The sequence below is a fragment of the Iodidimonas nitroreducens genome, from assembly GCA_000710935.1.
Classification (GTDB): domain Bacteria; phylum Pseudomonadota; class Alphaproteobacteria; order Sphingomonadales; family Rhodothalassiaceae; genus Iodidimonas; species Iodidimonas nitroreducens.
Window position 1 is genome coordinate 22,453 of the sequence record BAYV01000109.1, and the last position, 22,930, is coordinate 45,382.

The following is a 22,930-nucleotide window of genomic DNA, read 5'->3' on the forward strand; positions in this document are numbered from 1 at the left end:
ATTCTCATTTGTTGCCCATTATAGAATTCGGGCCTGCTGGGCAGCCTTGTCATCAAAGCGCCATAGCGCCTTCACAAAAAACGAATGCATAGCTTATCATGTTCCCGATAAAAAGAAAAAGCCATGCCGTGGCATGACTTTATCAGGATGATTTTGGATGAGATGCGGCCGGACCGACCAAAGCCAAAAGCCGCTTAATGCTTAAGGATTTCCTGCAGCGGCTTCATCCAGGCCAGCCGCTTTTCCGCGCGCTCCAGCTCTAAAGCATCTTTGGCGAGGCTGAGATCTTCCATGCTGTTTTTGATATCCTGCTCAAGCTGCGCCCGATCAATGCTTTCGGGATCGATGGTATCTTCAGCCAGAACCACCAGCCCTTCGCTGTTCACTTCCACAAAGCCGCCCTTGAGGAAAAAAACCTGTGGCGGCTTTTGTTCGTCTTCATAAACAGAAATCAGGCCGGGACGCAGGGTCGACATCAAGGGCGCATGGCCGGGCAGCACGCCAAATTCGCCCTCCGATCCGGGAACGACCACATGCGCCACCTGCAGATCAAGCAAAAGGCGTTCAGGACTCACCAGTTCAAAGCTCATCAGTTCAGCCATGATGGCAAACTCCATTTTCTGCTTTTGGGCGCAGCAACAAAGGCTTAGGCCGCATCCGATGCCATTTTGCGGGCTTTCGCCTTGGCATCATCCAGCGTTCCAACCATATAGAAAGCCGCTTCGGGCATATCGTCACATTCCCCGGCCACGATCGCCTTGAAGCCCTTGATGGTGTCTTCAAGCTGCACGAAAACCCCCGGAAAGCCGGTGAAGATTTCCGCCACATGAAAGGGCTGCGATAAGAAGCGTTGAATTTTCCGCGCCCGGGCCACGGTCAGCTTGTCTTCTTCGGAAAGCTCATCCATGCCCAGAATGGCGATGATGTCCTGCAGGGACTTATAATTTTGCAAAACCCGCTGCACATCACGGGTCACCTGATAATGCTCATCACCAATGATCCGGGGATCGAGCATTTGCGATGTGGAATCAAGGGGATCCACCGCCGGATAGATGCCCAATTCGGCAATGGCGCGATTCAGAACCGTGGTGGCATCAAGATGGGCAAAGGATGTGGCGGGGGCCGGATCGGTCAAATCATCGGCGGGCACATAAATCGCCTGCACGGAGGTGATCGAACCCTTGTGGGTTGAGGTGATGCGTTCCTGAAGCTGCCCCATATCGGTGGCAAGGGTGGGCTGATAACCCACCGCCGAAGGAATGCGGCCCAAAAGGGCAGACACTTCGGAACCCGCCTGCGTGAAGCGGAAAATATTATCGACGAAGAACAGCACATCCTGGCCTTCTTCATCGCGGAAATATTCGGCCTGGGTCAGCCCGGTCAGGGCCACCCGCGCGCGCGCGCCCGGCGGTTCGTTCATCTGGCCATAAACCAGCGCGGCTTTGGATTCGCCTTCCAGATTGATAACCCCGGAATCGATCATTTCATGATACAGATCATTGCCTTCACGGGTCCGCTCACCCACCCCGGCAAAAACTGAATAGCCGCCATGGCCCTTGGCGATATTGTTGATCAATTCCATGATCAGCACGGTTTTCCCCACGCCCGCGCCGCCAAACAGGCCGATCTTGCCGCCCTTGGCATAAGGGGCGAGAAGATCCACCACCTTGATCCCGGTGACGAGAATTTCCTGCTCGGTGGATTGTTCGGCAAAGCTTGGTGCTTCGCGGTGAATGGGCAGACGCATTTTGGTGTTCACCGGGCCGCGCTCATCCACGGGTTCGCCGATCACATTCATGATCCGGCCCAAAGTTTCCGGCCCCACCGGCACCATGATTGGCTCGCCGGTATTGGTCACTTCCTGACCCCGCACGAGGCCATCGGTGCCATCCATGGCAATGGTGCGCACGGTATTTTCGCCCAGATGCTGCGCCACTTCCAGCACCAGCCGGGTGCCATGATTATCGGCTTCCAGCGCCGATAGAATGGCCGGCAGATCGCCGTCGAACTTCACGTCCACCACGGGGCCGATGACCGATACGATCCGGCCCGTACTGCTGGTAGTTTTTGCCATCTTTTCTCTCTCCTCGCGGTCCCGCAACGAATTGCCAACGCGTCTGTCAGAGCGCCTCTGCGCCCGAAATGATTTCGATCAGTTCTTTGGTGATCACAGCCTGACGGGTGCGATTATATTCAATCGTCAAACGGTCGATCAAATCCCCGGCATTGCGCGAAGCGGCATCCATCGCCGTCATGCGTGCGCCTTGTTCCGAGGCGGCATTTTCAAGCAAAGCACGATAGACCTGCACCGAAACATTGCGCGGCAACAAATCTTCCAAAATCGCTTCTTCGCTCGGCTCATATTCATAAACCGCATCGCCCCCGGCCTTCAGATCACCCGCCCCGTTTTCAACGGTGGGCAAGGGCACGGGAATCAATTGCTGTTCGGTGGCGATCTGGGTCAGAGCCGATTGGAATCGGGCATAAAACATGATGGCGACATCAAATTCACCTTCATCAAACATCACCCGCACCCGCTCGGCAATCGCCGCCGCATCGGCAAATCCCACGGATCGCATCCCCGACATATCGATCACATCGATGATCCGAGGGCCATAAAACCGCCGAAGCTGCGCCCGCCCCTTGCGGCCCACGCACAGGATTTTAACATCCTTGCCGTCTGCTAAAAGGCTATCGATCCGGCGCTTGGCGGCCCGCACGATATTGGTATTAAAGCCGCCGCACAGGCCCCGTTCCGATGTGGCCACCACAACGAGCCAGGTGTGATCCGAGCCGCTGCCCACCAGCAAGGGCGAAGAGCCGGGCTGGCCGATCACCGATTGCCCAAGCGCCGCCATCACCTTATCCATGCGCTGGGCATAGGGCCGGGCCTGTTCAGCGGCATTCTGGGCGCGCTTGAGCTTTGATGCCGCGACCATCTTCATCGCCTTGGTGATCTTTTGCGTCGATTTCACACTGGTGATGCGATTTCTAAGATCTTTGAGACTGGCCATTGCTGTCCCCTAACGGGTGCTTGTTACAAGCAGAAAAACGGGCGAAATCATCGGGTGGCTCATGCAAATTTGCTGGCAAAGGTGCCGAGCACGGATTTCAGCTCTGTCTCGATCTCATCATTGAGCGCCTGTTTGGTCCGGATTTTTTCCAGAAGATCGCCATGTCTGGAGCGGATCTGCGACAGGAGTTCTTCTTCAAAGCGCGATACCGCATCGGGGGCCACATCATCGAGAAAGCCGCGCGTGCCCGCATAGATCGAGACCACCTGTTCTTCCACCGTCATCGGTGAATATTGCTTTTGCTTGAGCAATTCGGTGAGACGACGGCCGCGATTGAGCAGCTTTTGAGTGGATTTATCGAGATCCGAGCCAAATTGGGCGAAGGCTTCCATTTCACGATATTGCGCCAGTTCCAGCTTCATCGAGCCAGAAACCTGCTTCATCGCCTTCACCTGCGCGGCAGACCCCACGCGACTGACCGAAAGGCCAACATTGATGGCCGGGCGGATGCCGCGATAAAACAGATTGGTTTCAAGGAAGATCTGGCCATCGGTGATCGAGATCACATTGGTTGGAATATAGGCCGATACGTCACCGGCTTGCGTTTCCACGATGGGCAAAGCGGTCAGCGATCCGGCCCCATGATCATCATTGAGCTTGGCGGCGCGTTCCAAAAGGCGGCTATGAAGATAGAACACATCACCCGGATAGGCTTCGCGGCCCGGCGGACGGCGGAGCAGGAGCGACATCTGGCGATAAGCCACGGCCTGTTTCGATAGATCGTCATAAACGATCACCGCATGCATGCCATTATCACGGAAGAACTCACCCATGGCGCAGCCGGTATAGGGGGCCAGAAATTGCAGGGGTGCAGGCTCTGATGCCGTGGCGGCCACCACGATGGAATACTCCATCGCGCCATTTTCTTCGAGGGTTTTGACGATCTGGGCGACGGTGGAGCGCTTTTGCCCAACGGCCACATAAACGCAATAAAGCTTTTTCGACTCATCATCCCCGGCATTGATGGGGCGCTGATTGAGGAAGGTATCGATGGCCACTGCCGTTTTGCCGGTCTGGCGGTCGCCGATGATCAGTTCCCGCTGGCCACGGCCTACAGGCACAAGGGCATCCACGGCTTTCAGCCCGGTTTGCATCGGCTCATGCACCGATTTGCGCGGGATGATGCCCGGCGCTTTCACCTCAACCCGGCGGCGTTCGCTTGATTCGATCGGGCCCTTGCCATCAATGGGATTGCCAAGGGCATCCACCACACGTCCCAACAAACCGCGCCCCACCGGCACATCCACAATCGTTCCGGTGCGCTTCACGGTGTCGCCTTCGGCAATGCCGCGATCCGATCCGAAAATCACGATCCCCACATTATCGGCTTCAAGATTGAGGGCCATGCCCTGCACACCACCGGGAAATTCAACCATTTCACCGGCCTGCACATTATCAAGGCCATGGACACGGGCGATGCCGTCCCCCACCGAGAGCACCTGACCCACTTCAGATACTTCGGCTTCAACACCAAAGCCTGCTATCTGGTCTTTGAGGACCTGCGAAATCTCTGCCGCACGGATGTCCATCATCAAATCCCTTTCATGGCGCGTTCAAGACTGTCGAGCTTGGTGGCGATCGAGCTATCGATCATGCGTGAGCCGATCCTGACGACGAGACCGCCGATCAGGCTTTCATCCACTGACGCATTGATCGCCACATCACGCCCGGCAATCGACTTCAATTGGGCTTCCAAAGCCGTCATTTGTGTTTTGGTCAGCGCTCTGGCCACGCGGACATCCGCCGTCACCTCACCCTTGTGATCGGCTTCCAGTGCGCTGAGATCGCGCAGCACCGCCAACAGGATGGAAAGACGACGATTGCGGGTCAAAACGCCGAGAAATTTTTTCATCAGAGCCGATAAATCAAGCCGGGTCGCCAAAGTTTCAACCACCGCGCCCTGCTGATTGCGGGTCAAAAGTGGGGACGCCGCCAAAGACAACAAACCCGGCTGTTCACCAAAAAAAGCCGTGAGATGCGCCCGATCACGGGCCAGCGCCTCCAACGAGGCGGACTCGCGGGCCAACGCAAAAAGAGCCGTGGCATAACGGCCGGACAATCCTGATATGATCGCTTTTTCTGCGGGCAACGGTTTATTCCTCAAGTGGAAATCTTGATTATAAGGCTATGGATACACGATCTTTTGAAACAAAGCGAACCGGCGCACAAAGCGGCCATCACACAGATGTTCCTCAGTCGGGCGCGCACCCCTTAGCACACGGGATTTTGAGGTGCAAGCAAGGGACGGGCAATTCTTTCATTTCAGGCAAAAAACCCTCTGGCATTTCCGGCAAAAAATCCCGGTATCGCCGCCCCGGCATGCTGCGATCACAAAACGCCGTGACAGTGCTTATATTTCTTGCCCGAACCACAAGGGCATGGCGCATTGCGGGCCACCCGCCCCCAGCTTGCCGGATTATTGGGATCGGGCTGGGCCGCCGGCTGCCGCGCGGCAATTGTCCCGCCGGCATTCACCACCCGCCCGGCATGGCCGCCATCATCCACCAGATTGCGACCGGTATGGGGATCATCATGACGCGTATTCATCTGCTGGGGGGCCTGGGGTTCGGGTGGCGCTTCGGGGCGCTGCAATTCCACATGGCACAGCATCTGCGTCACCGATTCCCGCACATGGCCAAGCATCGCTTCGAACATGGAAAAGGCTTCGGTCTTATATTCATTGAGCGGATTGCGCTGGGCCAGAGCGCGCAAATTCACCGCCTGGCGCAGATAATCCAGATTGCCCAGATGATCTTTCCATTCCTGATCGATGATCTGCAAAAGCAGGCTTTTTTCCACCTGCCGCCAGACATTAGCCCCATAATGGGTGGCTTTTTGGGCCAGATGCCGTTCCAGCGCGGTTTCAAGGCGCTCGGTCATCTTGTCGCGATCGATGCCTTCTTCGCCCGCCCATTCGGCCAGCGGCAGATCAAGGGACAAAATCCGCCGCACATCCACATGCAGCCCTTCGATATTCCATTGTTCGGGGTAGGTTTTCGGCGGACAATGGCTATCGATCAGATGGAAACAGGTATCCTCGCCCATGCCTTTGACGGTTTCCGCCACATCATCGAGATCCATGATTTCCCGGCGTTGTTCAAAAATGACCTTACGCTGATCATTCATCACATCATCATATTTCAAGACATGCTTGCGCATCTCGAAATTGCGGGCTTCCACCTTTTCCTGCGCTTTTTCGATGGCCCGATTGAGCCAGGGATGGACAATCGCCTCGCCTTCCTCGATGCCGAGCTTTACCAGCATCGAATCCATGCGTTCCGGCCCGAAAATGCGCATCATGTCATCTTGCAAAGACAGATAGAATTTCGACCGACCCGGATCGCCCTGACGCCCCGACCGTCCGCGCAACTGATTATCGATGCGCCGTGATTCGTGGCGTTCGGTGCCCATCACATAAAGGCCGCCGGCCTCCAGAACCTTGGCTTTTTCCGCCTCGATCTCGGCGGTGATGCGATTGACCAGCTCGGCGCGCTTGCTTTCATCATCAAGGGCCGCCGTTTCATCATGAATGCGCATCTCAAGATTGCCGCCCAATTGAATATCGGTGCCCCGGCCGGCCATATTGGTGGCAATGGTCACCGCGCCCAGGCGCCCGGCCTGCGCCACGATGCTGGCTTCCTGCTCATGATAGCGGGCATTCAGCACATTGTGCTTGATTTTGCCTTTCTTCAAAAGCGCCGCAAGCTGTTCTGATTTCTCGATGGAAACCGTCCCCACCAGCACCGGTTGGCCGCGCTTTTGGCAATCACGGATATCTTCGACGATGGCATGGTTTTTTTCATCGGCGGTGCGATAGAATTCATCATGATCATCGGCCCGACGTACCGGCTGATTGGTTGGAATCTCGATGACATCAAGCCCGTAAATCTCGGCAAATTCCGCCGCTTCCGTGGCCGCCGTGCCGGTCATCCCCGAAAGCTTGGGGTACATGCGGAAATAATTCTGGAAGGTGATCGAAGCCAAAGTCTGGTTTTCCGATTGGATCTCCACCCCTTCTTTCGCCTCGACCGCCTGATGCAGCCCGCCCGACCAGCGCCGACCCGGCATCATCCGTCCGGTAAATTCATCAATGATGACGACCTTGCCATCCTTCACGATATAATCGGTATCGGCCTCGAACATTTTCCGGGCGCGCAGGGCCTGATCCACATGATGGACGATGGCGGTATTCTCATAATCATAAAGATTATCGCCCTTTAAAAGCCCCTGATCGCGGAGAATCTGTTCGATATGCTCGGCACCGGCTTCGGTGAGGGCGATGGTCTTGTTCTTTTCGTCTTTTTCATAATGCTGATCTTCAAGGCGACGCACCAGCCGATCTATTTTCAGATAGAGATCGGATTTATCTTCCGTGGGCCCGGAAATGATCAGGGGCGTGCGGGCCTCATCGATCAGAATGGAATCAACCTCATCGACGATGGCGAAATTGAAGGGCCGCTGCACCATCTGATCGAGACGATATTTCATATTGTCGCGCAGATAATCGAAGCCGAATTCATTATTGGTGCCATAGGTGATATCGGCAGCATAGGCGACCCGGCGCTCCTGATCATCAAGGCCATTGACGATCACCCCCACGCTGAGGCCCAAACGGTCATAAACCTTTTTCATCCACTGGCTATCGCGCTGGGCCAGATAATCATTGACCGTGACGATATGCACGCCCTTGCCTTCCAGGGCATTGAGATAGGCGGCAAGGGTCGAGACAAGGGTTTTGCCTTCGCCGGTTTTCATTTCTGAAATATTGCCATCATGCAAAACCATGCCGCCCACCATCTGCACATCGAAATGGCGCAGACCAAGGCCGCGCCGCGCGGCTTCGCGCACCGTGGCAAAGGCGTGGGGCAGGATCTGATCAAGGGTTTCGCCCTTGGCCAAACGCTCCTTGAAATCCGAAGTGCGCTGCATCAGCGCTTCATCTGAAAGGGCTTCAACCTCAGGCTCAAGGGCATTGATCGCCGCCACGCGGGCCATCAGCCCCTTGACGATCCGGTCATTGCGCGAGCCGAAAATCTTTTTGGCAAAAGCGCCGAAACCCATCATGTGCAACCCCTTGAAAGACGCAAATCATCATCGCTGTGCGCCATACTGTTATCGATCCTGCTCAGCTTTGGCCGGACCTGAGCCCAAACCCATCTGCCAATCTGCTATTTTTGCCGTTTTGAACAGCCTTGAAGATAGTTGTCCTGACCGGAAAAGCCATTGACGTTGACAGATCGTGCCTGTGGAAATAAGCGGGGCGCTGGACCCTGTCAACCAAGCCGCGCAAAAGCCCTGCCATGAAGGGGCCATCTGATCGCCTGATTTCGCCCTTTCAAAAGACCAAAGAAGGCTGATAAAAGCCTGTATCCCGGCATGTGGCAGCGGCGTGTGACAGCGACGCAAGACGGGCGGATTTTCGCCGCATTGTCGCGCATCGTCCGGGTTTTGTGCATGACTTTTAAAGGATCATCGATGGCCGTTCTTGCCCGCTCCCCTTTGGCACCTGATCATTTTCCCGACCTGCCCCCTGTTCCGGGCATCGCTTTCGCGGTGGCTGAAACCGGCGCCCGCTATAAGGGGCGGGTCGATCTGCTGGCCATCCGCGCGGAAAAACCGATCCCGGCGGCCGGGGTTTTTACCCGCTCGCTCATGCCGTCAGCGGCGGTGGATTGGTGCAAAAGCGTGCTGCCCGATGGGGCGGGCCATCTGGCCGGTATTCTGGTGAATGCGGGCAATGCCAATGCCTTTACCGGCAAAGCCGGGGCGCTGTGCAATGAAACGCTGGCCCGGGCCTATGCCGCCCATCTTGGCTGCACCCCCGATGCCATTGCGCTGGCGTCCACCGGGGTGATTGGCGAACCCCTTGATCCAGCGCCTTTGCTGGCCGCTTTGCCGGGGCTGGCTTTCAACAGCGCTGATTGGGAACAGGCGGCCCGCGCCATTTCCACCACCGATACCTTTCCCAAAGGGGCATCGGCCCGCGCCCGCATCGATGGGGATGAGGTGGTGATCACCGGCATTGCCAAGGGATCGGGAATGATCCAACCCGATATGGCCACCATGCTGGGATTTATTTGCACCAATGCGGCCATTGCCCCCGAAGCGCTGATTGATCTGCTGCGCGAAGCGGTTGGCCAAAGCTTCAATCGCATCACCGTTGATTCCGATACCTCCACCAGCGATAGCATCCTGATGCTGGCCAGCGGCTGTGGGGTGACCCATGCCCCCATCAGCCGCGCCGATGATCCCCGGCTCGATGATTTCCGCCGCCAGCTAAAGGCTGTGCTCATCGATCTGGCGCATCAGGTGGTGCGCGATGGCGAAGGGGCGCAAAAATTCATCACCATCAGGATTACCGGGGCCGAGAGCGAATCTGCCGCTCAGATCATCGGCTTTGCCATCGCCAATTCGCCGCTCATCAAAACCGCCATTGCCGGCTGCGATCCCAATTGGGGGCGAATCATCATGGCGGTCGGAAAATCGGGGCAAAAGGCGGATCGCGACCGGCTTAAAATCTGGCTTGGCGACCAGCTTGTGGCCGAAGATGGTGCCCGCCATCCCGCTTATAGCGAAGCGATTGCGGCCAGCCATATGCGCGGGCAAAATATCGCGATTCATGTGGATGTGGCGGTGGGCGAAGGCGCGGCCACGGTGTGGACCTGTGATCTCACCCATGGCTATATCTCGATCAACGCCGATTATCGAAGCTGAAAACGCCCACCCTCAAAGCCCTAGAGCGATTTCGAGCGGAGTGGGATCACGACGCGGCAAGGAAATCGCGTTCAAACAAATAGTTAGAGCATTTGATCCGATCCACTTTGATCGGAAAATGCTCTAGCCTCATGGTCTGGCGACCCTGTTTGAGGCAAAACTCTCTCTTTGGGGGGAACTCTGTGCCGGGTGGTGCCGGGTGGATCGGCAGTCTTTGCCTTGCGGGTCACCTTTTTGGCCTATGGATAGAGGCCCGGCATCCCCAATCGGCCACTTTCAGGCGGATTTTCAGACCGATTCAAAACTGGCACGGCTTTTGAATAGAGACCACCGACATGCTTATCTGTCTGGAGGTGAAACAATCATGACCAAGCCATCCGATGCCTATCTGATCTTGCTGCAACAAGTGGAATGTGCCCTTGATGAAGCGCTGTTGAGCGGTCGCGTGCCCAAAGACCACAGCCAGCATGATGAACTGGAAGCCATGCGCCGCGAAGTGGCCGCCGTGCGCAAAGCCATGCTCGATCGCAAACAGGAGCCGGTGGCGATCCCCAGAACGGCGCAGGCCGGCCGCTGATTTTTTCGGACGCGACAAAAAACGGAATCGGGGCTTTAAGGTGCCGGTTCATCTCCTCCGGCTTCCGCCTGCTCCACCGCGCCGGACAAGGCATTGAAATTATCAATGACCTCACTGCCGAAAAGCGAGGCAACAGCCAGAATCACCAAAGACATCACCGCAAGAATCAGCCCATATTCAAGGATGGTGACGCCGCGCCTGTCATGAATGAGGCGGGCCAGAAAAACCTGCAAATCTGCAAAGTGCTGTGTCATGATGCTTAATCTGACAAGCAATCCTTGCCATGTCGTTAAACGAACAATTCGATGAAAATCAAAGACGTGAGAAGGGGCTGATATGGGATCATCATCTGCGGCTGCACCCGCATCATCCAAAAGCTGCCCCCCACGGCCGATTGATCTCAGCGGCCGCCTGCCGATCATTCAGGTGGTGGCCGGGGCGCTGATCGATGCCGATGGCCGGGTGCTCATCGCCCAAAGACCGGAAGGCAAGGCAATGGCCGGTTTGTGGGAATTTCCCGGGGGCAAGATCGAGGGGGGCGAAATCCCCGAAGCCGCCCTGGCGCGGGAGCTTTATGAAGAACTGGGCATCGATGTGTGCCCATCGTGCATGTTGCCCTTCAGCTTCTCATCCCATTCCTATGCAGATTTTCATCTGCTGATGCCCTTGTTTCTGATTCGCAATTGGGATGGCCAGCCCCGACCCCTGGTGGCGCAGGATCTGAAATGGGTGCGGCCCCAGCGTTTGGGGGATTATCCCATGCCCGCCGCCGATCTGCCTTTGGTGGCCATGCTACAGGATCATCTGTGATCGCTGGCCCTGATTTTTCTTCTTTGTGGCCCCGGGCTTGATCCGGAGCATCGAATGAGATTGGGACGGCCGCTCAGAATTTTCGGCGGGCCTTCAAAGCAGCGGCCAGAGTGCCATCATCAAGATAATCAAGCTCGCCCCCCACCGGCAGGCCATGGGCAAGGGCGGTAACCTCAACCCCGCAATCGGCCAGCCGATCGGTGATATAATGGGCCGTGGTCTGGCCATCGACCGTGGCATTGAGGGCAAGGATTACCTCTTGCAGATCGGGGCTTTGCGCCCGGGCGATCAGAGCCGGGATCGACAGGTCATCAGGCCCAACCCCATCGAGGGCCGATAAAGTGCCCCCCAAAACATGATAACGCCCCCGAAACAATCCAGCCCGATCCAGCGCCCACAGATCAGCAACATCTTCGACAACGCATAAAAGCCCGGCATCCCGGCGGGGATCGCGGCAGATGGCGCAGGGATCGACAACATCCACATTGCCGCACTGGCCGCAGATTTTGATGCTTTCGGCAACATCTGCCAAAGCCCGGGCCAAAGGCTGCATCAGCCCTTCGCGCTTTTTGATGAGCTGCAAAACTGCCCGACGCGCCGAACGCGGGCCAAGGCCCGGCAATTTCGCCAGCAAAGCGATAAGGCCATCGATACCAACCGGCGCGGCTGGAGGAGTGAAGCGATCAGGCATCTGCTGTTCAGAAGGGCAATTGCATGCCTTCGGGCAGGTTCAGCCCTCCGGTGATTTTTTTCATTTCTTCCTGGCTGCGCTCCTGCGCTTTTTGCCGGGCATCATGATGCGCCGCCTTGATCAGATCTTCGAGAATTTCGCCCTCTTCGGCCTTGAGCAGCGACGGATCGATATGAAGACCGCGCAAATCCCCTTTGGCCGATAAGGTCACCCGCACCAGGCCGCCACCCGCTTGGCCAGTCACCTCGATGCTGTCTAACACCTGCTGCATATCGGCCATTTTCTGCTGCATCTGTTGTGCCTGCTTGAGCATTTGGCCCAGATTTTTCATGCATTCTTCTCCTTGCCCTTTAATGACGGGCCTTGAAACAAAAGATCATCCGATGAACCCGCATCGGGAAATAGCCCATCGGACGGATCAAATCCATCCCCCTCCGGCGGTTCATCGAGCGATGGTTCGATCCGATGGGGGGGCCGGATATCGACGATCCTCGCCCCGGGAAACTGCGTGAGAACGGCGCTGACAAGAGGATCAGCCAAAGCATTTTCGTGCTGGCGTTTTTGCTGCTCCAGTTCGTTGTCACGCAAGCTGGGGGCACCATCTTCATTGCTGATCACCACCTGCCAGGCCATTTCGGTCCATGCAAGGAGGCAGCTTTGCACCCGGCGCGCCAGATCGGGCGGGGCCTTGTCTGAAACATTGATCGTCAGCCGCCCGGGGCGATAATCCACCAGCCGCACCTGATCTTTCAGGGTTGTTGCCAGCACCCCTTCCTTTTCAGCATGAAACAGGCGGACCAGAGCCGCAAAATCTTTTGGTGGGGCATGCCGGGGCTGCATCTTTTGGGGCGGCATCTGTTCGGGCGGCGAACCGGCGGCAGTATCCGCGCCCTGATGATCGGGCCTCAGGGCCAGAATGCGGGCGCTTTGGGGCTGATTTTGCGAAGAAGGGGGCGCGGTCTGGCCTGATGATGGGGCGACATCACCGCTTTTGGCATCGTTTTTTTGCAGCGCCCGGATCACATCGGCAGGGCTGGGCAGATCAGCGGCATAAGCCAGCCGGATCAGCACCATTTCCGCCGCCGCAATCGGGCTGGGGGCACGGCGCACCTCATCCAGCCCTTTCAAGAGCATCTGCCATGCCCGGGTCAGATGCGGCATGGCAAGGCTTTGGGCCATCTCGGCCCCCTGATGGCGCTCGGCTTCGGGGGCGCTTGTTTCCCCGGCTTCGGGCATCACCTTCAGCCGGGTCAGCCAATGGATGAGATCGAGCATATCGCCCAGCACCACCGCCGGATCGGCCCCCAGATCATATTGCCCGCGCAGGATGGTGAGAGCTTCTGGCAACTCGCCTGCCATCACCGCTTTGGTGAGATCGAGAACCCGCGCCCGATCCGCCAGCCCCAGCATATCGCGCACATCATCAAGGCGTACCGCGCCGCCGCCATGGGCAATCGCCTGATCAAGCAAAGAAAGCGCATCGCGCACCGATCCTTCAGAGGCCCGGGCGATCATTGCCAGCGCCGTTTCATCAGCCTCGGCACTCTCCTTTTCGCAAATGCCCCTCAGATGGGCAATCATCGCCTGCGCATCCACCCGCTTTAAATCAAAGCGCTGGCAGCGCGATAAAACAGTGACCGGAAGCTTGCGGATTTCGGTGGTGGCAAACAAGAATTTGACGTGGGCAGGCGGCTCTTCAAGAGTCTTGAGAAGGGCATTGAAGGCATTTTTCGAAAGCATATGCACTTCATCAATGATGTAGATTTTATAACGGGCAGACACCGGCGCATAATGCACGCCATCAATGATTTCACGAATATCATCAACGCCGGTGCGGCTGGCGGCATCCATTTCGATGACATCCACATGGCGCGATGCGGCAATCGCCGTGCAGGGATCGCACTGGCCGCAGGGGCTTGTGGTGGGGCCGCCATTGCCATCGGGGCCAATGCAATTGAGCGCCCGGGCGATCAGCCGCGCGGTTGTGGTTTTGCCGACGCCGCGAACCCCGGTCAGAATGAAGGCATGGGCCAGCCGACCAGCGGCAATGGCATTGCCCAAAGTGCGGACCATCGCCTCCTGACCGATCAGGGCTTCAAAGGTTTGCGGGCGATATGTGCGCGCCAGAACCCGATAGGGAACATTACTGGCTTGGCTGCCGGGTTCAGAATTGGGTTCAGGGCCGGGTTCAGAATTGGGTTCGCGGTTATCGCTCATGAGACCGACCCTGTTTTGGACTGATGATGGGCCGATCTTATGACAGGCCGCGCCCGCATGGCCACCGATCTTTGCGTGCAGATCCCGCAGGATCGCAGGATGGCAAAATCTTTGAGGTGGAAACCGGCACGACCCGGACCGAATTCGTTACGGCTGCTTCCTTCCGGACCTGACCGGATTGGCGAACGGACCGTCCGCACCGGCTTCCACGGGCTATATGCGTGTTTGGCGCCGATGATGCAAGAGGGGATGCGCATGGTTGATGCGGATGACCCTCTCTGGCGGCCTCATTCCGCTTTGTTGTCGGTTTTTGTCGTTTCCATTAAGGACAACCGCAATTCCAGCCGTTTCATCTCACGCAGGATGCGATTCGCTTCCATATGGCTGCCCATGAAACTTTTGCCTGAAAGGGTGGTCAAAAAAAGAAGAATGGTCCCCACACCCCAGCGCACGGCCATAACGCTTTCCGGCACGATAAGCATTTGCCAAAAGGCATAAACGCCGCCCAGGAAAGCAAGAATTTGCATCAGATAAACCAGCCATATCACCCAGCCGAGCGGGCCGCGAAACAGCCCCTTGGCCTGGGTGAAATAACCCGGTTCCTTGGTATAGCCCGACAGTGTCCGGTTTTCATGCTTCAGTGCGTCTTCAATCAATTCATCCAGCTTGCTCATCGTCATATCCTTTCATGATGTCGCGAATTTTCGAGCGCCCGTGCATCAGGCGGGTTTTCACCGTCCCCACAGGAATTTCCAGCGCGATGGCAATGTCTGCCACGCTCATATCCTCCAGATAAAAAAGGGCCAAAGCGGCCTTTTGCGGCCCCGGCAAAGTCTGCAAAGCCGCCAGAACGCGGGCTATGTTCGTTTGGCGGGTGCGGTCAGCCTCCTGATCAACATGCGGTGCATCGGCAGGCGGGGCCGGTTCGGCTGCCAGAGCTTTCTGGCCAGTCCGGTTCTTTTCCAATTGCCGAATAGCGCGGGCGCAGCGGCGTGTAACGATGCGATAGGCCCAGGCGGGAAAGGCGCGGGCATCATCCAGCCCTGCCAGACCACGCACAATCTGCTCCCATGCTTCTTGGGCCATATCCTGCGCCATGGCTTCATGTCCTAAAAGCCTGTAGGCATGCCGCAAAAGCCGAGGATGAAAGCGGGCCACCAGATGATCCAGTGCCCGCTCGTCGCCCACGCGGGCGGCCGTCACCAGATATTCATCAAGCAGGTGCTCTTTGTCGCTGCGCACGCTGTGCTCCCCTTCTTTTTGTTGCCGCTGCCTTTATCGATCGGCTCAAATCCCTGCACCACAGGAATAAGGTGTCCGATTGTGCCATTTCGGTTCATTGTCCAATGTTGATTTTTTGCGGATGCCTTTTTTTTAAAGGACGATTGGTCTGGCGGCTGATCTATGGCATCACAGGCGGATGAAATCCGCATCTCTTTATCGCCCGGACCTGCGCATCGCCTATTGCGGCAATCCTCTTGATCGCTGTGAAAATCGTCGCGGTGACGAACACTGGCTGCAGGACGCTTCTCAAAGGGGACGCTTTCTGGCCGTGCGGGCCGGAAAAATCGCCGTTCATGCCGGTCCTCCGCTTCGCTTATGCCTTTTTGATCAGGCACAGATCGCCCCCCTGATCAAAGCCGGGGCTGATATTGTGTTTTTGGGAGTAGACCCCGATCAAACCCCGCTTTTTGCCATCCGCGCCCCGGACGATTGGGCCCTGCCGGATGCTATGGCCAAAGCAACCCCACCAGCTTTTTTCATCGATGGGCGATCACTGGCCTTGCAGTTGAGCGATCCACGAAATGATCAGGGGACCAGCGGGACCGCCGCCCAGGCGCTGGCCATTCTGGCCTGGCACCGCCATCATCGTTTCTGCGCCCGCTGCGGTGCCCCGACAGAATCGCGGCGGGGCGGTTATCAGCGCTGGTGCGCGGCCTGTGAAACCGAGCATTATCCCCGCACCGATCCGGTGGCAATCATGCTGGCGGTGCGCGGCGATCATTGCCTGATGGGGCGACAGCCCGGCTTTCCGGCGGGCATGTATTCGGCGCTGGCGGGCTTTGTGGAATCGGGCGAAAGCCTTGAAGCCGCGGTCCGCCGTGAAGTTCATGAAGAAGCCGGCATCACAATCGGCGGGGTGCAGTATATCGGCAGCCAGCCCTGGCCTTTTCCCTCGAATCTGATGCTGGGATTTTTGGCCGAAGCGCTGGATGATCAGATCGTGATGGATCGAGAAGAGCTGGAAGATGTCCGCTGGTTTCATCGTGATGAGGTGACCGCATCCCTTGCGGGAACGAATCCAAGCCTCGTTCTGCCCCAATCCATCGCCATCGCCTATCATTTGCTCAGAAGATGGCTGGACGAACGCTAATCACTGATATTATGGTTCGATACAGTAAAATACCAATAAGCATCGGGAGACGGCACATGCGCATCATGCGCACATTTTATACAACCATGGCGCTTATGGGCCTTGGGGCCCTGGCCGCTTGTGGCAATGGGGGCGAAACCGGATCGGGCACAAACACCGAAGCAGGAAAGGCTGTGGATGCGATCCCCGCCGGCCAGCTTGGCATGGCGGTGGTGCCCGAACATTATCGCCTTAATCTTACCATTCTGCCGGAAGAAGAGCGCTTTTCCGGCCGTGTGGGCATTGATGTCACCATCAATCAACCCTCATCGGTGATTTTTTTGCATGGCAATGATCTGACAGTTGAAGATGTGTGGCTGACAACCGGCGAGCAGCGCATCGAAGCCAGCTATGAACAGGTGGATGCCACCGGCATTGCGCGTCTTGATCTGGATCAGGTGCCACCTCTTGGGGCTGCAACCCTGCATTTTGTATATGATGCCCCGTTCAATGGCGCCCTTGAAGGGCTCTATAAGGTGAATGACGGGGGCGATGCCTATGCCTTTACCCAATTTGAAGCGACCTCGGCGCGGCTGGCTTTCCCAAGCTTTGATGAGCCGGTGTTTAAAACGCCTTTTGATATCAAGGTCACAGCCAAAGCCGATGATGTGGTGATCACCGCCACCCCGCAAACCGCTGTCACCGATCCTGAAAATGGGCTGGTTACCCGCAGTTTTGCCACCACCCCGCCCCTTCCCACCTATCTGATCGCTTTTGCCGTGGGGCCTTTGGATGTGGTTGATTTTGGCGATCTGCCGCCCAATGATGTGCGCGACCGGCCTTTGCCCCTGCGCGGGGTGGCCACAAAGGGCAAGGGGGATCAGCTTGGCTATGCCCTCGAAAATACCCAGCCTATCGTTGATGCGCTGGAATCCTATTTCAATGTCGCCTTCCCTTATCCCAAGCTCGATATCATCGCGGTGCCCGATTTTGCTGCCGGCGCCATGGAAAATGTGGGGGCGATCACCTATCGCGAGCAATTGCTTTTGCTGGGGGATGGCACAACCGTTTCCGAAGCGCAAAAGCGCCGCTATGCCTCGGTTCATTCTCATGAACTGGCGCATCAATGGTTTGGCAATCTGGTTACCCCCAAATGGTGGGATGATATCTGGCTGAATGAATCTTTTGCCACATGGATGGGGAACAAGGCCGTTGATATGGCCTTTCCGGGGGGCGGCTATGCCACCGCAACCTTCCGTGGGGCGCTGGGGGTGATGGGGGCCGATTCGCTCAGCACCGCCCGGCAGATCCGGGAACCGATCCTGTCGAACCATGATATCGCCACCGCTTTCGATGGGATCACCTATCGCAAAGGCGGCGGGGTGCTGGCAATGTTTGAAGCTTGGCTGGGTGAAGACGCCTTCCGCGAAGGGGTGCGGCTGCATATGCAGCGTTTTGCCCATGATGTGGCGGATGTGAATGATTTTCTGTCGTCTTTGGCCGATGGATCGGGCCGCCCGGATGTGGTGGATGCCTTCCGCAGCTTTTTGTTTCAGCCCGGCGTTCCCATCGTGCGGGCGGAATTAAGCTGTGCCGATGGTGCCAATCCAACGGTTTCCCTGTCGCAGCAGCGCTATTTCCCCATTGGCTCTGAAGGGGACCGCAATCGCACATGGCAGGTGCCGGTGTGTATGGCTTTTGGGGCCGAAGGGGGCGAACGCACCCGCATTTGCACCTTGCTCAGCACCGAACAGGCCGATCTCGATCTGCCCACCGATCAATGCCCGGCCTGGTTGATGCCCAATGATCAGGGCTCTGGCTATTATCGCATGGCGCTTTCAGATGAAGGCTGGTCGGCACTGTTTGAGAATTTCAATCAGTTGAGCGACCGGGAAGCTCAGGCGCTTTTAAGCTCCCTGTCGGCGGCCTATCGGTCTGATGATGCCACCACCGAAACCCTGGTCGAAGCCTTTCCCGTTCTGGCCGCGGCGTCTAATCGCGAAGTCGCAACCCAGCCTTTGGGGGATCTGGCCCTGATGAAGGAACGCCTTGCGGGGACTGAAGCGGCGAAAGCTGGAATTGCGGCATTGGTCCAACAGCTTTATAGCGAGCGTCTGGCTTCTTTGGGGCTTGAAGCCAAAGCGGGCGAAGATGGCGACGCCAGCCTGTTGCGCACCAGCCTTGTGGGGGCTTTGGCCCTCCTTGCCGAAGATGATGCGGTGCGGGCCGCGTTGGTCAGCCGTGTTGAAAATTATCTGGCAGCCGAAGACCTCGACCCTGCGGCCATCGACTCCGGTCTTGTGGGCACCGCTCTCACCGTGGCGGTAGCCGATAAAGACTTGCCTTTTGCGCAAAATCTGCTGGATCGGGCTTTGGCATCGCGGGATGCCACCTTCCGCCAGCGGGCGCTTTCAGCCCTTGCCTCGGCATCCGATGATGCGGTGGCGAGCCTGATGCGCGGCATCATCGGCGATCCCCGCCTGCGGGATAATGAAGCCACCATGATTGCCTTCACCCAAAGCGGCGAGCCTGCCCAACGCGAAGCCATCTGGGCTTGGGTGCAAAGCAATATGGATGTGCTTTTGCCACGCATCCCCACTTGGCGCAAAGGGGCCATCGTCAATATGGGGGCGGGCTTTTGTTCCACCGAACGGGCGAACGAAGTGGATGCCTTCTTCCAAAATAAGGTCGAAGACCTTGAAGGCGGCCCGCGGGAATTGGCCCAGACATTGGAACGCATCAGGCTATGCGCCGCGCTTTTGGCAGAAAAAGGCCCGGAAGTGGATGCCTATTTCGCCGCGCGCTAAGCTTTGATGCCCTGATTCAGAAAGGAGCGCCGGGTGGATCATCCGGCGCTTTTTGCGTTTATCGGCAATATTGACGTTCTGTCGCATTGCATCGGGCGGTTTCGCAGGATAAAAGCAGCCCAAAGAGGGTGCGGCTTGTCAGATCTGCGGCAGGCGGTTTAAGCTTTGCGCCGCAAAATTGAGCGGGTTTGGCACGTTTAAGCCAGCATGTTTGGGTCAACATGTTTTGGCTAAAAAACTGGGGTATAGGAGCACAGTTCGTGGATACGATGACGATTAACAAAATCCTTGCGGGGATCCTGATCTCGCTTTTGCTGGTCAAGGGCAGCGCCATGCTGGCCGAAGGGCGGTTTCATGTTGAAGCCCCGGAAACCCCGGCCTATGCCGTGGCCCTGCCCGAAGCCGAAACGGCTGATGCCGCCGCACCGGAAGAACAAGGCCCCAGCCTTGCCATGTTGCTGGCTGATGCATCGGTCGATAAGGGCCAGCGTGCCTTTGCCAAATGCGCGGCCTGTCACAGCTATGATAAGGGCGGAGCCAACAAGATCGGCCCCAATCTTTATGCTGTGGTGGGGGCATCGATTGCGCATGTGGATGGCTTTAGCTATTCCGATGCCCTGCAAAATCATGAAGGCGATTGGACCTATGAGCGCCTTGATGCTTGGCTGCTCGATCCCAAAAGCACGATTCCGGGCAATAAAATGGCCTTTGCCGGGGTGCGCAAGGAAACGGAACGCGCTGATCTGATTGCTTTTTTGCGAATGCAGGCGGATAACCCCGAGCCTTTGCCGTCTCCTGAGGCCGCATCTGCTCAGGATGTGCCGGCTGAAGAACCTGCGCAGGAATAAGCCTGCATCGGGATGACCGAGTGAAAGATGAAGGGGGCCAGCGCGCCCCCTTTTCATGATCAGGCTTTTTATGATTCGGCGGGTTTGGGGGGGCGGAACAGTCCGCGAAACGGTGCTTCATGATGTTTGCCCACCCAGCGGATCACATCTTCGATGGGATTGGCGGTAACGGCCATGAAGGTGGCATTGGCATGAAGCAGGGTTTCCTGATCCAGCATGATCCCCACATGACCGGGGAAAAACGCCAGATCACCCCGGCGGGCGGTTTCAAGGCTTTGCGGGGACCAGCCTTTGGCCAGAATCGCCTGATATTGCAAATCGGAATCCCGCGGCAGATCAAATCCGGCCCGGGCCATCGAGACCTGAACAAGACCGCTGCAATCGATACCGCTGGCGGTTTTGCCCCCCCATAAATAAGGGACATCGTAAAAACGTTCCGCAACCAGCACCGCATCTTCATAAGGGCCATCAAGGGGCGCCACATGCCGGGTGCTGATCCAGCCATCACATTCCACCACATGATAAAATCGGCCGCATGCGCTTAGATCATCAAGGCTTAAAAGGGATGTCATGGGCAGCAGGCCAAGAACCGGCGATTTCATATCGGCCTTACTGTAAAGATGGGCAAACAGGCTGATGATGATATGGCTGGGCGGCGCTGGCTCAAGCGGCAGATCGATATTGAAAGCCTTGGCGGTGGCATAGCCCACATAGCCATCGCGTTGAGATTGCCCCCAGATCCAGCCCACGCGATTTTCATAAACCGTAAACCGCTCGCCAAACAAAAGCTCGGTCATCTGCTTGCCACGGCTGTTTCGGCTGCCGCGCAGGGCCGTGCTGCCTTTGGTGATGATCGCCGTGCGCCCTTCTGCATAGCGCAAAGCCTTCACCTTATCTTTCAAGGCAGAGGCCGCAAGATCGGGGCGAGCCGGGGTTATGCGGGGGTCCATCTTCAAAAGGATTACAAAGCCTGTGCAGGTGTTTGTGCGGTGTGATCGGCCTGCGGCCTTTGCGGCTCCCCGGCGCGAACCACGGAATCGCGAAATTCGCTGAGATAAACAGCCCCCTTCACCGTGCGTTGCACCAGAACGCTGCGCCGATCTTTTTCATCACGCTTTCTTTTCAGATAGCCATGAACGCTCAAACTATCCAGCGCCCTTGTGATCACAGGTTTTGCAACCCCCAGTTCCGCCGCCAGCCCGCGCACGGTATGGGGCGGCGAGGTGGTATAAACGCTGAGCAGAATGGCCATCTGCCGGGTGGTGAGATCCGGCGCATCATGGCGCACACTGCTGACCAAAGCACGGTGCCAAAGCCCCAAAACATCAGCCAAATTCTGTTGTGCCAAGACCTGATCCTATCACCCCACATTCATTCGGATAGCGTAACAAAATTGGCTCAAAAGGCAAGTCAGGATGCGGTATAGCGGTTTTTGATCACCTCGAAACTGGCGCGCAGGGCCATCGCTTCCCCCCCCATCGGGCGACCGGGGCGGGGCTTTTGCGCCCAGGCATAGACATCGAAATGCGCCCAGCACTGGCCTTTTTCAATAAATCGCGACAGATAAAGCGCCGCCGTAATAGCTCCGGCAAAGGGGCTATCGCCCGCATTGGCAATATCGGCGATGGGGCTATCGAGATATTCGAGATATGCATCCCATAAAGGCAGCCGCCACAAGGGATCGCCCGTATGGATCGCGGCTTTGGCATAGCTTTCGGCCAGGGCATGATCGGCGGTGAATAAAGCGGGCAGATCCGGCCCCAAAGCCACCCGCGCTGCCCCGGTCAGCGTTGCGAAATCGAGCAAAAGATCGGGCTTTTCCTCACAGGCCCAAGCCAGCGCATCACATAAAACCAGCCGCCCTTCAGCATCGGTATTGCCAATCTCCACCGACAATCCCTTGCGGGTGCGCAGAATATCGCCGGGGCGAAAGGCATTGCCCGCGATGGCATTTTCCACCGCCGGGATCAGCACCCGCAGGCGCACGGGCAGATCATCATCGATGATCCTTTGGGCCAGCCCCAGAACATGCGCCGCGCCGCCCATGTCTTTTTTCATCAGGCGCATCCCGCTCGCGGGTTTGATATCCAGCCCCCCCGAATCAAAACACACACCCTTTCCCACCAAAGTGAGGCGCGGCGCATCGGGCGACCCCCAGCGGATATCGATGAGGCGCGGCGCATCGCTTGATGCCCGGCCAACCGCATGAATAGTGGGAAAATTCTGCGCCAAAAGCTGCTCGCCGCAAATCACCTCGATATCCGCCGACCAGCTTTGCGCCAGATCGCGGGCCACCCGCTCCAGATCGCCCGGCAGCATATCATTGGCGGGGCTGTTCACCAGATCACGCACCAGGGCGATGGCTTTCGCATCGCGCATGGCCGCGATCCGCGCCCCGGCATCGGGAATGATCAGTTGCCTGAGCGGGCGATCCGGCTGATTTTGAAGATAGGGATCATAGCGATAATGGGCTAAAGCCCAGCCAAGCCCGGCCATCATCTGGGCCTGGGACGGCATATCCCCATCGATGAAATAGCATCCCGGCGGCAAGCGTTCGGCCACCAGCGCCCAGCCCCAGGGATCGGGGCCTTGAAGGCTGCCAGCCTCACCCAAGCCCACCAGAATGACCGGCGCGAAATCCGTGGCCCCGGGCAGCATCAGCACCGCGCCTTTCTGGGGCCGGAATTGATGCCGCTCCACCCATGCCCGGCTCGATGGCGGGGCGGTTTGAAGCCACTGCTCAAAACCGGCCTGATCCAACGCCCGGATCGCCAGACAATCTTCAAACGCACGATCATCGGCCTTTGCCAAAAGGCACGGCCCGGCATCAAAAGTCACG

Annotated in this window: 21 protein-coding genes and 1 other RNA gene; 6 read left to right on the plus strand and 16 right to left on the minus strand. The window is 57.5% G+C overall.

The features are described 5' to 3' along the window. Positions 1-194: 194 nt before the first annotated feature. The 6 genes from AQ1_RS13110 to secA all read right to left on the minus strand — a co-directional run bounded on the left by AQ1_RS13110 (position 195) and on the right by secA (position 8,138). Complete coding sequence (locus AQ1_RS13110; protein ID WP_042088382.1) at positions 195-602, minus strand: F0F1 ATP synthase subunit epsilon; 408 nt, start codon at positions 600-602, stop codon at positions 195-197. Positions 603-646: 44 nt separating this feature from the next. After that, positions 647-2,074: a F0F1 ATP synthase subunit beta gene (gene atpD, locus AQ1_RS13115; RefSeq protein ID WP_042088091.1), complete on the minus strand. Its 1,428-nt coding sequence runs from the start codon at positions 2,072-2,074 to the stop codon at positions 647-649. A 46-nt stretch (positions 2,075-2,120) separates the two neighbouring features. Further along, on the minus strand, positions 2,121-3,014 hold the full coding sequence (locus tag AQ1_RS13120; protein ID WP_042088093.1) for a F0F1 ATP synthase subunit gamma: 894 nt from the start codon (positions 3,012-3,014) through the stop codon (positions 2,121-2,123). A 59-nt stretch (positions 3,015-3,073) separates the two neighbouring features. Next, positions 3,074-4,603: a F0F1 ATP synthase subunit alpha gene (atpA, locus tag AQ1_RS13125; protein ID WP_042088095.1), complete on the minus strand. Its 1,530-nt coding sequence runs from the start codon at positions 4,601-4,603 to the stop codon at positions 3,074-3,076. Positions 4,604-4,605: 2 nt separating this feature from the next. After that, positions 4,606-5,163, minus strand: a complete 558-nt coding sequence (locus AQ1_RS13130; RefSeq protein WP_042088098.1) for a F0F1 ATP synthase subunit delta — start codon at positions 5,161-5,163, stop codon at positions 4,606-4,608. A gap of 239 nt (positions 5,164-5,402) precedes the next feature. Continuing rightward, positions 5,403-8,138, minus strand: a complete 2,736-nt coding sequence (gene secA / locus AQ1_RS13135) for a preprotein translocase subunit SecA (RefSeq protein WP_042088100.1) — start codon at positions 8,136-8,138, stop codon at positions 5,403-5,405. Between the two features lie 411 nt (positions 8,139-8,549). Here secA and argJ point away from each other — a divergent pair, with 411 nt between their 5' ends. Continuing rightward, complete coding sequence (gene argJ / locus AQ1_RS13140) at positions 8,550-9,788, plus strand: bifunctional glutamate N-acetyltransferase/amino-acid acetyltransferase ArgJ (protein WP_042088384.1); 1,239 nt, start codon at positions 8,550-8,552, stop codon at positions 9,786-9,788. 364 nt (positions 9,789-10,152) lie between these two features. Beyond that, on the plus strand, positions 10,153-10,365 hold the full coding sequence (locus AQ1_RS13145) for a hypothetical protein (RefSeq protein ID WP_042088102.1): 213 nt from the start codon (positions 10,153-10,155) through the stop codon (positions 10,363-10,365). Between the two features lie 35 nt (positions 10,366-10,400). On the opposite strand, the gene AQ1_RS15370 is transcribed toward AQ1_RS13145, so the two are convergent. Further along, positions 10,401-10,619: a Flp family type IVb pilin gene (locus AQ1_RS15370; RefSeq protein ID WP_042088385.1), complete on the minus strand. Its 219-nt coding sequence runs from the start codon at positions 10,617-10,619 to the stop codon at positions 10,401-10,403. Positions 10,620-10,701: 82 nt separating this feature from the next. Between AQ1_RS15370 and AQ1_RS13155 the strand changes: the two genes are divergently transcribed. Further along, positions 10,702-11,175 (plus strand): (deoxy)nucleoside triphosphate pyrophosphohydrolase, encoded by a 474-nt coding sequence (locus AQ1_RS13155; RefSeq protein WP_042088104.1) that lies wholly within the window; start codon positions 10,702-10,704, stop codon positions 11,173-11,175. A 73-nt stretch (positions 11,176-11,248) separates the two neighbouring features. Here AQ1_RS13155 and recR read toward each other — a convergent pair whose 3' ends face one another. From recR to AQ1_RS13180, 6 genes are all read right to left on the minus strand, one after another. Further along, a complete protein-coding gene (recR, locus tag AQ1_RS13160) occupies positions 11,249-11,866 on the minus strand; it encodes a recombination mediator RecR (protein WP_042088106.1) in 618 nt (205 codons plus the stop codon). A 7-nt stretch (positions 11,867-11,873) separates the two neighbouring features. Then, positions 11,874-12,197: a YbaB/EbfC family nucleoid-associated protein gene (locus AQ1_RS13165; RefSeq protein ID WP_042088108.1), complete on the minus strand. Its 324-nt coding sequence runs from the start codon at positions 12,195-12,197 to the stop codon at positions 11,874-11,876. Next, positions 12,194-14,083, minus strand: coding sequence for a DNA polymerase III subunit gamma/tau (locus AQ1_RS13170; RefSeq protein WP_081837339.1), 1,890 nt, complete (start codon positions 14,081-14,083; stop codon positions 12,194-12,196). The genes AQ1_RS13165 and AQ1_RS13170 overlap by 4 nt, the downstream gene beginning before the upstream one ends. Positions 14,084-14,197: 114 nt before the next feature. Beyond that, an RNA gene (gene ffs, locus AQ1_RS15035) (signal recognition particle sRNA small type) lies at positions 14,198-14,292 on the minus strand. A gap of 78 nt (positions 14,293-14,370) precedes the next feature. After that, positions 14,371-14,757, minus strand: a complete 387-nt coding sequence (locus tag AQ1_RS13175; protein WP_042088110.1) for a DUF6768 family protein — start codon at positions 14,755-14,757, stop codon at positions 14,371-14,373. Further along, positions 14,741-15,325 carry an RNA polymerase sigma factor gene (locus AQ1_RS13180; protein ID WP_042088111.1) on the minus strand — a complete coding sequence of 195 codons (585 nt, stop codon included), beginning with the start codon at positions 15,323-15,325 and terminating at the stop codon, positions 14,741-14,743. Before AQ1_RS13180 ends, AQ1_RS13175 begins: the two co-directional genes overlap by 17 nt. Positions 15,326-15,503: 178 nt before the next feature. Between AQ1_RS13180 and nudC the strand changes: the two genes are divergently transcribed. From nudC to AQ1_RS13195, 3 genes are all read left to right on the plus strand, one after another. Beyond that, the gene (gene nudC / locus AQ1_RS13185; RefSeq protein WP_042088114.1) at positions 15,504-16,457 is read left to right on the plus strand and encodes an NAD(+) diphosphatase; all 954 of its coding nucleotides are present in this window, start codon (positions 15,504-15,506) and stop codon (positions 16,455-16,457) included. Between the two features lie 56 nt (positions 16,458-16,513). Beyond that, the gene (locus tag AQ1_RS13190; RefSeq protein WP_052371287.1) at positions 16,514-19,243 is read left to right on the plus strand and encodes a M1 family metallopeptidase; all 2,730 of its coding nucleotides are present in this window, start codon (positions 16,514-16,516) and stop codon (positions 19,241-19,243) included. 269 nt (positions 19,244-19,512) lie between these two features. After that, positions 19,513-20,091, plus strand: a complete 579-nt coding sequence (locus tag AQ1_RS13195) for a c-type cytochrome (RefSeq protein WP_052371288.1) — start codon at positions 19,513-19,515, stop codon at positions 20,089-20,091. A 68-nt stretch (positions 20,092-20,159) separates the two neighbouring features. On the opposite strand, the gene AQ1_RS13200 is transcribed toward AQ1_RS13195, so the two are convergent. The 3 genes from AQ1_RS13200 to AQ1_RS13210 all read right to left on the minus strand — a co-directional run bounded on the left by AQ1_RS13200 (position 20,160) and on the right by AQ1_RS13210 (position 22,929). Beyond that, the gene (locus AQ1_RS13200; RefSeq protein WP_042088117.1) at positions 20,160-21,041 is read right to left on the minus strand and encodes a C40 family peptidase; all 882 of its coding nucleotides are present in this window, start codon (positions 21,039-21,041) and stop codon (positions 20,160-20,162) included. Between the two features lie 11 nt (positions 21,042-21,052). Next, entirely contained in the window at positions 21,053-21,439 is a 387-nt protein-coding gene (locus AQ1_RS13205; RefSeq protein WP_042088119.1) for a MarR family winged helix-turn-helix transcriptional regulator, read from the minus strand. A gap of 62 nt (positions 21,440-21,501) precedes the next feature. Next, positions 21,502-22,929, minus strand: coding sequence for a leucyl aminopeptidase family protein (locus AQ1_RS13210; protein WP_313978212.1), 1,428 nt, complete (start codon positions 22,927-22,929; stop codon positions 21,502-21,504). Position 22,930 lies beyond the last annotated feature (1 nt).

Coding starts and splice junctions, on each gene's coding strand:
- AQ1_RS13155 (WP_042088104.1), top strand. CDS start 10,702: ATGGGATCATCATCTGCGGCTGCACCCGCATCATCCAAAAGCTGCCCC.
- argJ (WP_042088384.1), top strand. CDS start 8,550: ATGGCCGTTCTTGCCCGCTCCCCTTTGGCACCTGATCATTTTCCCGAC.
- AQ1_RS13110 (WP_042088382.1), bottom strand. CDS start 602: ATGGCTGAACTGATGAGCTTTGAACTGGTGAGTCCTGAACGCCTTTTG.
- recR (WP_042088106.1), bottom strand. CDS start 11,866: ATGCCTGATCGCTTCACTCCTCCAGCCGCGCCGGTTGGTATCGATGGC.
- AQ1_RS13195 (WP_052371288.1), top strand. CDS start 19,513: ATGACGATTAACAAAATCCTTGCGGGGATCCTGATCTCGCTTTTGCTG.
- AQ1_RS13165 (WP_042088108.1), bottom strand. CDS start 12,197: ATGAAAAATCTGGGCCAAATGCTCAAGCAGGCACAACAGATGCAGCAG.
- atpA (WP_042088095.1), bottom strand. CDS start 4,603: ATGGACATCCGTGCGGCAGAGATTTCGCAGGTCCTCAAAGACCAGATA.
- nudC (WP_042088114.1), top strand. CDS start 15,504: ATGAAATCCGCATCTCTTTATCGCCCGGACCTGCGCATCGCCTATTGC.
- atpD (WP_042088091.1), bottom strand. CDS start 2,074: ATGGCAAAAACTACCAGCAGTACGGGCCGGATCGTATCGGTCATCGGC.
- AQ1_RS13170 (WP_081837339.1), bottom strand. CDS start 14,083: ATGAGCGATAACCGCGAACCCAATTCTGAACCCGGCCCTGAACCCAAT.
- AQ1_RS13175 (WP_042088110.1), bottom strand. CDS start 14,757: ATGAGCAAGCTGGATGAATTGATTGAAGACGCACTGAAGCATGAAAAC.
- AQ1_RS13120 (WP_042088093.1), bottom strand. CDS start 3,014: ATGGCCAGTCTCAAAGATCTTAGAAATCGCATCACCAGTGTGAAATCG.
- AQ1_RS13145 (WP_042088102.1), top strand. CDS start 10,153: ATGACCAAGCCATCCGATGCCTATCTGATCTTGCTGCAACAAGTGGAA.
- AQ1_RS13200 (WP_042088117.1), bottom strand. CDS start 21,041: ATGGACCCCCGCATAACCCCGGCTCGCCCCGATCTTGCGGCCTCTGCC.
- AQ1_RS13190 (WP_052371287.1), top strand. CDS start 16,514: ATGCGCATCATGCGCACATTTTATACAACCATGGCGCTTATGGGCCTT.
- AQ1_RS15370 (WP_042088385.1), bottom strand. CDS start 10,619: ATGACACAGCACTTTGCAGATTTGCAGGTTTTTCTGGCCCGCCTCATT.
- secA (WP_042088100.1), bottom strand. CDS start 8,138: ATGATGGGTTTCGGCGCTTTTGCCAAAAAGATTTTCGGCTCGCGCAAT.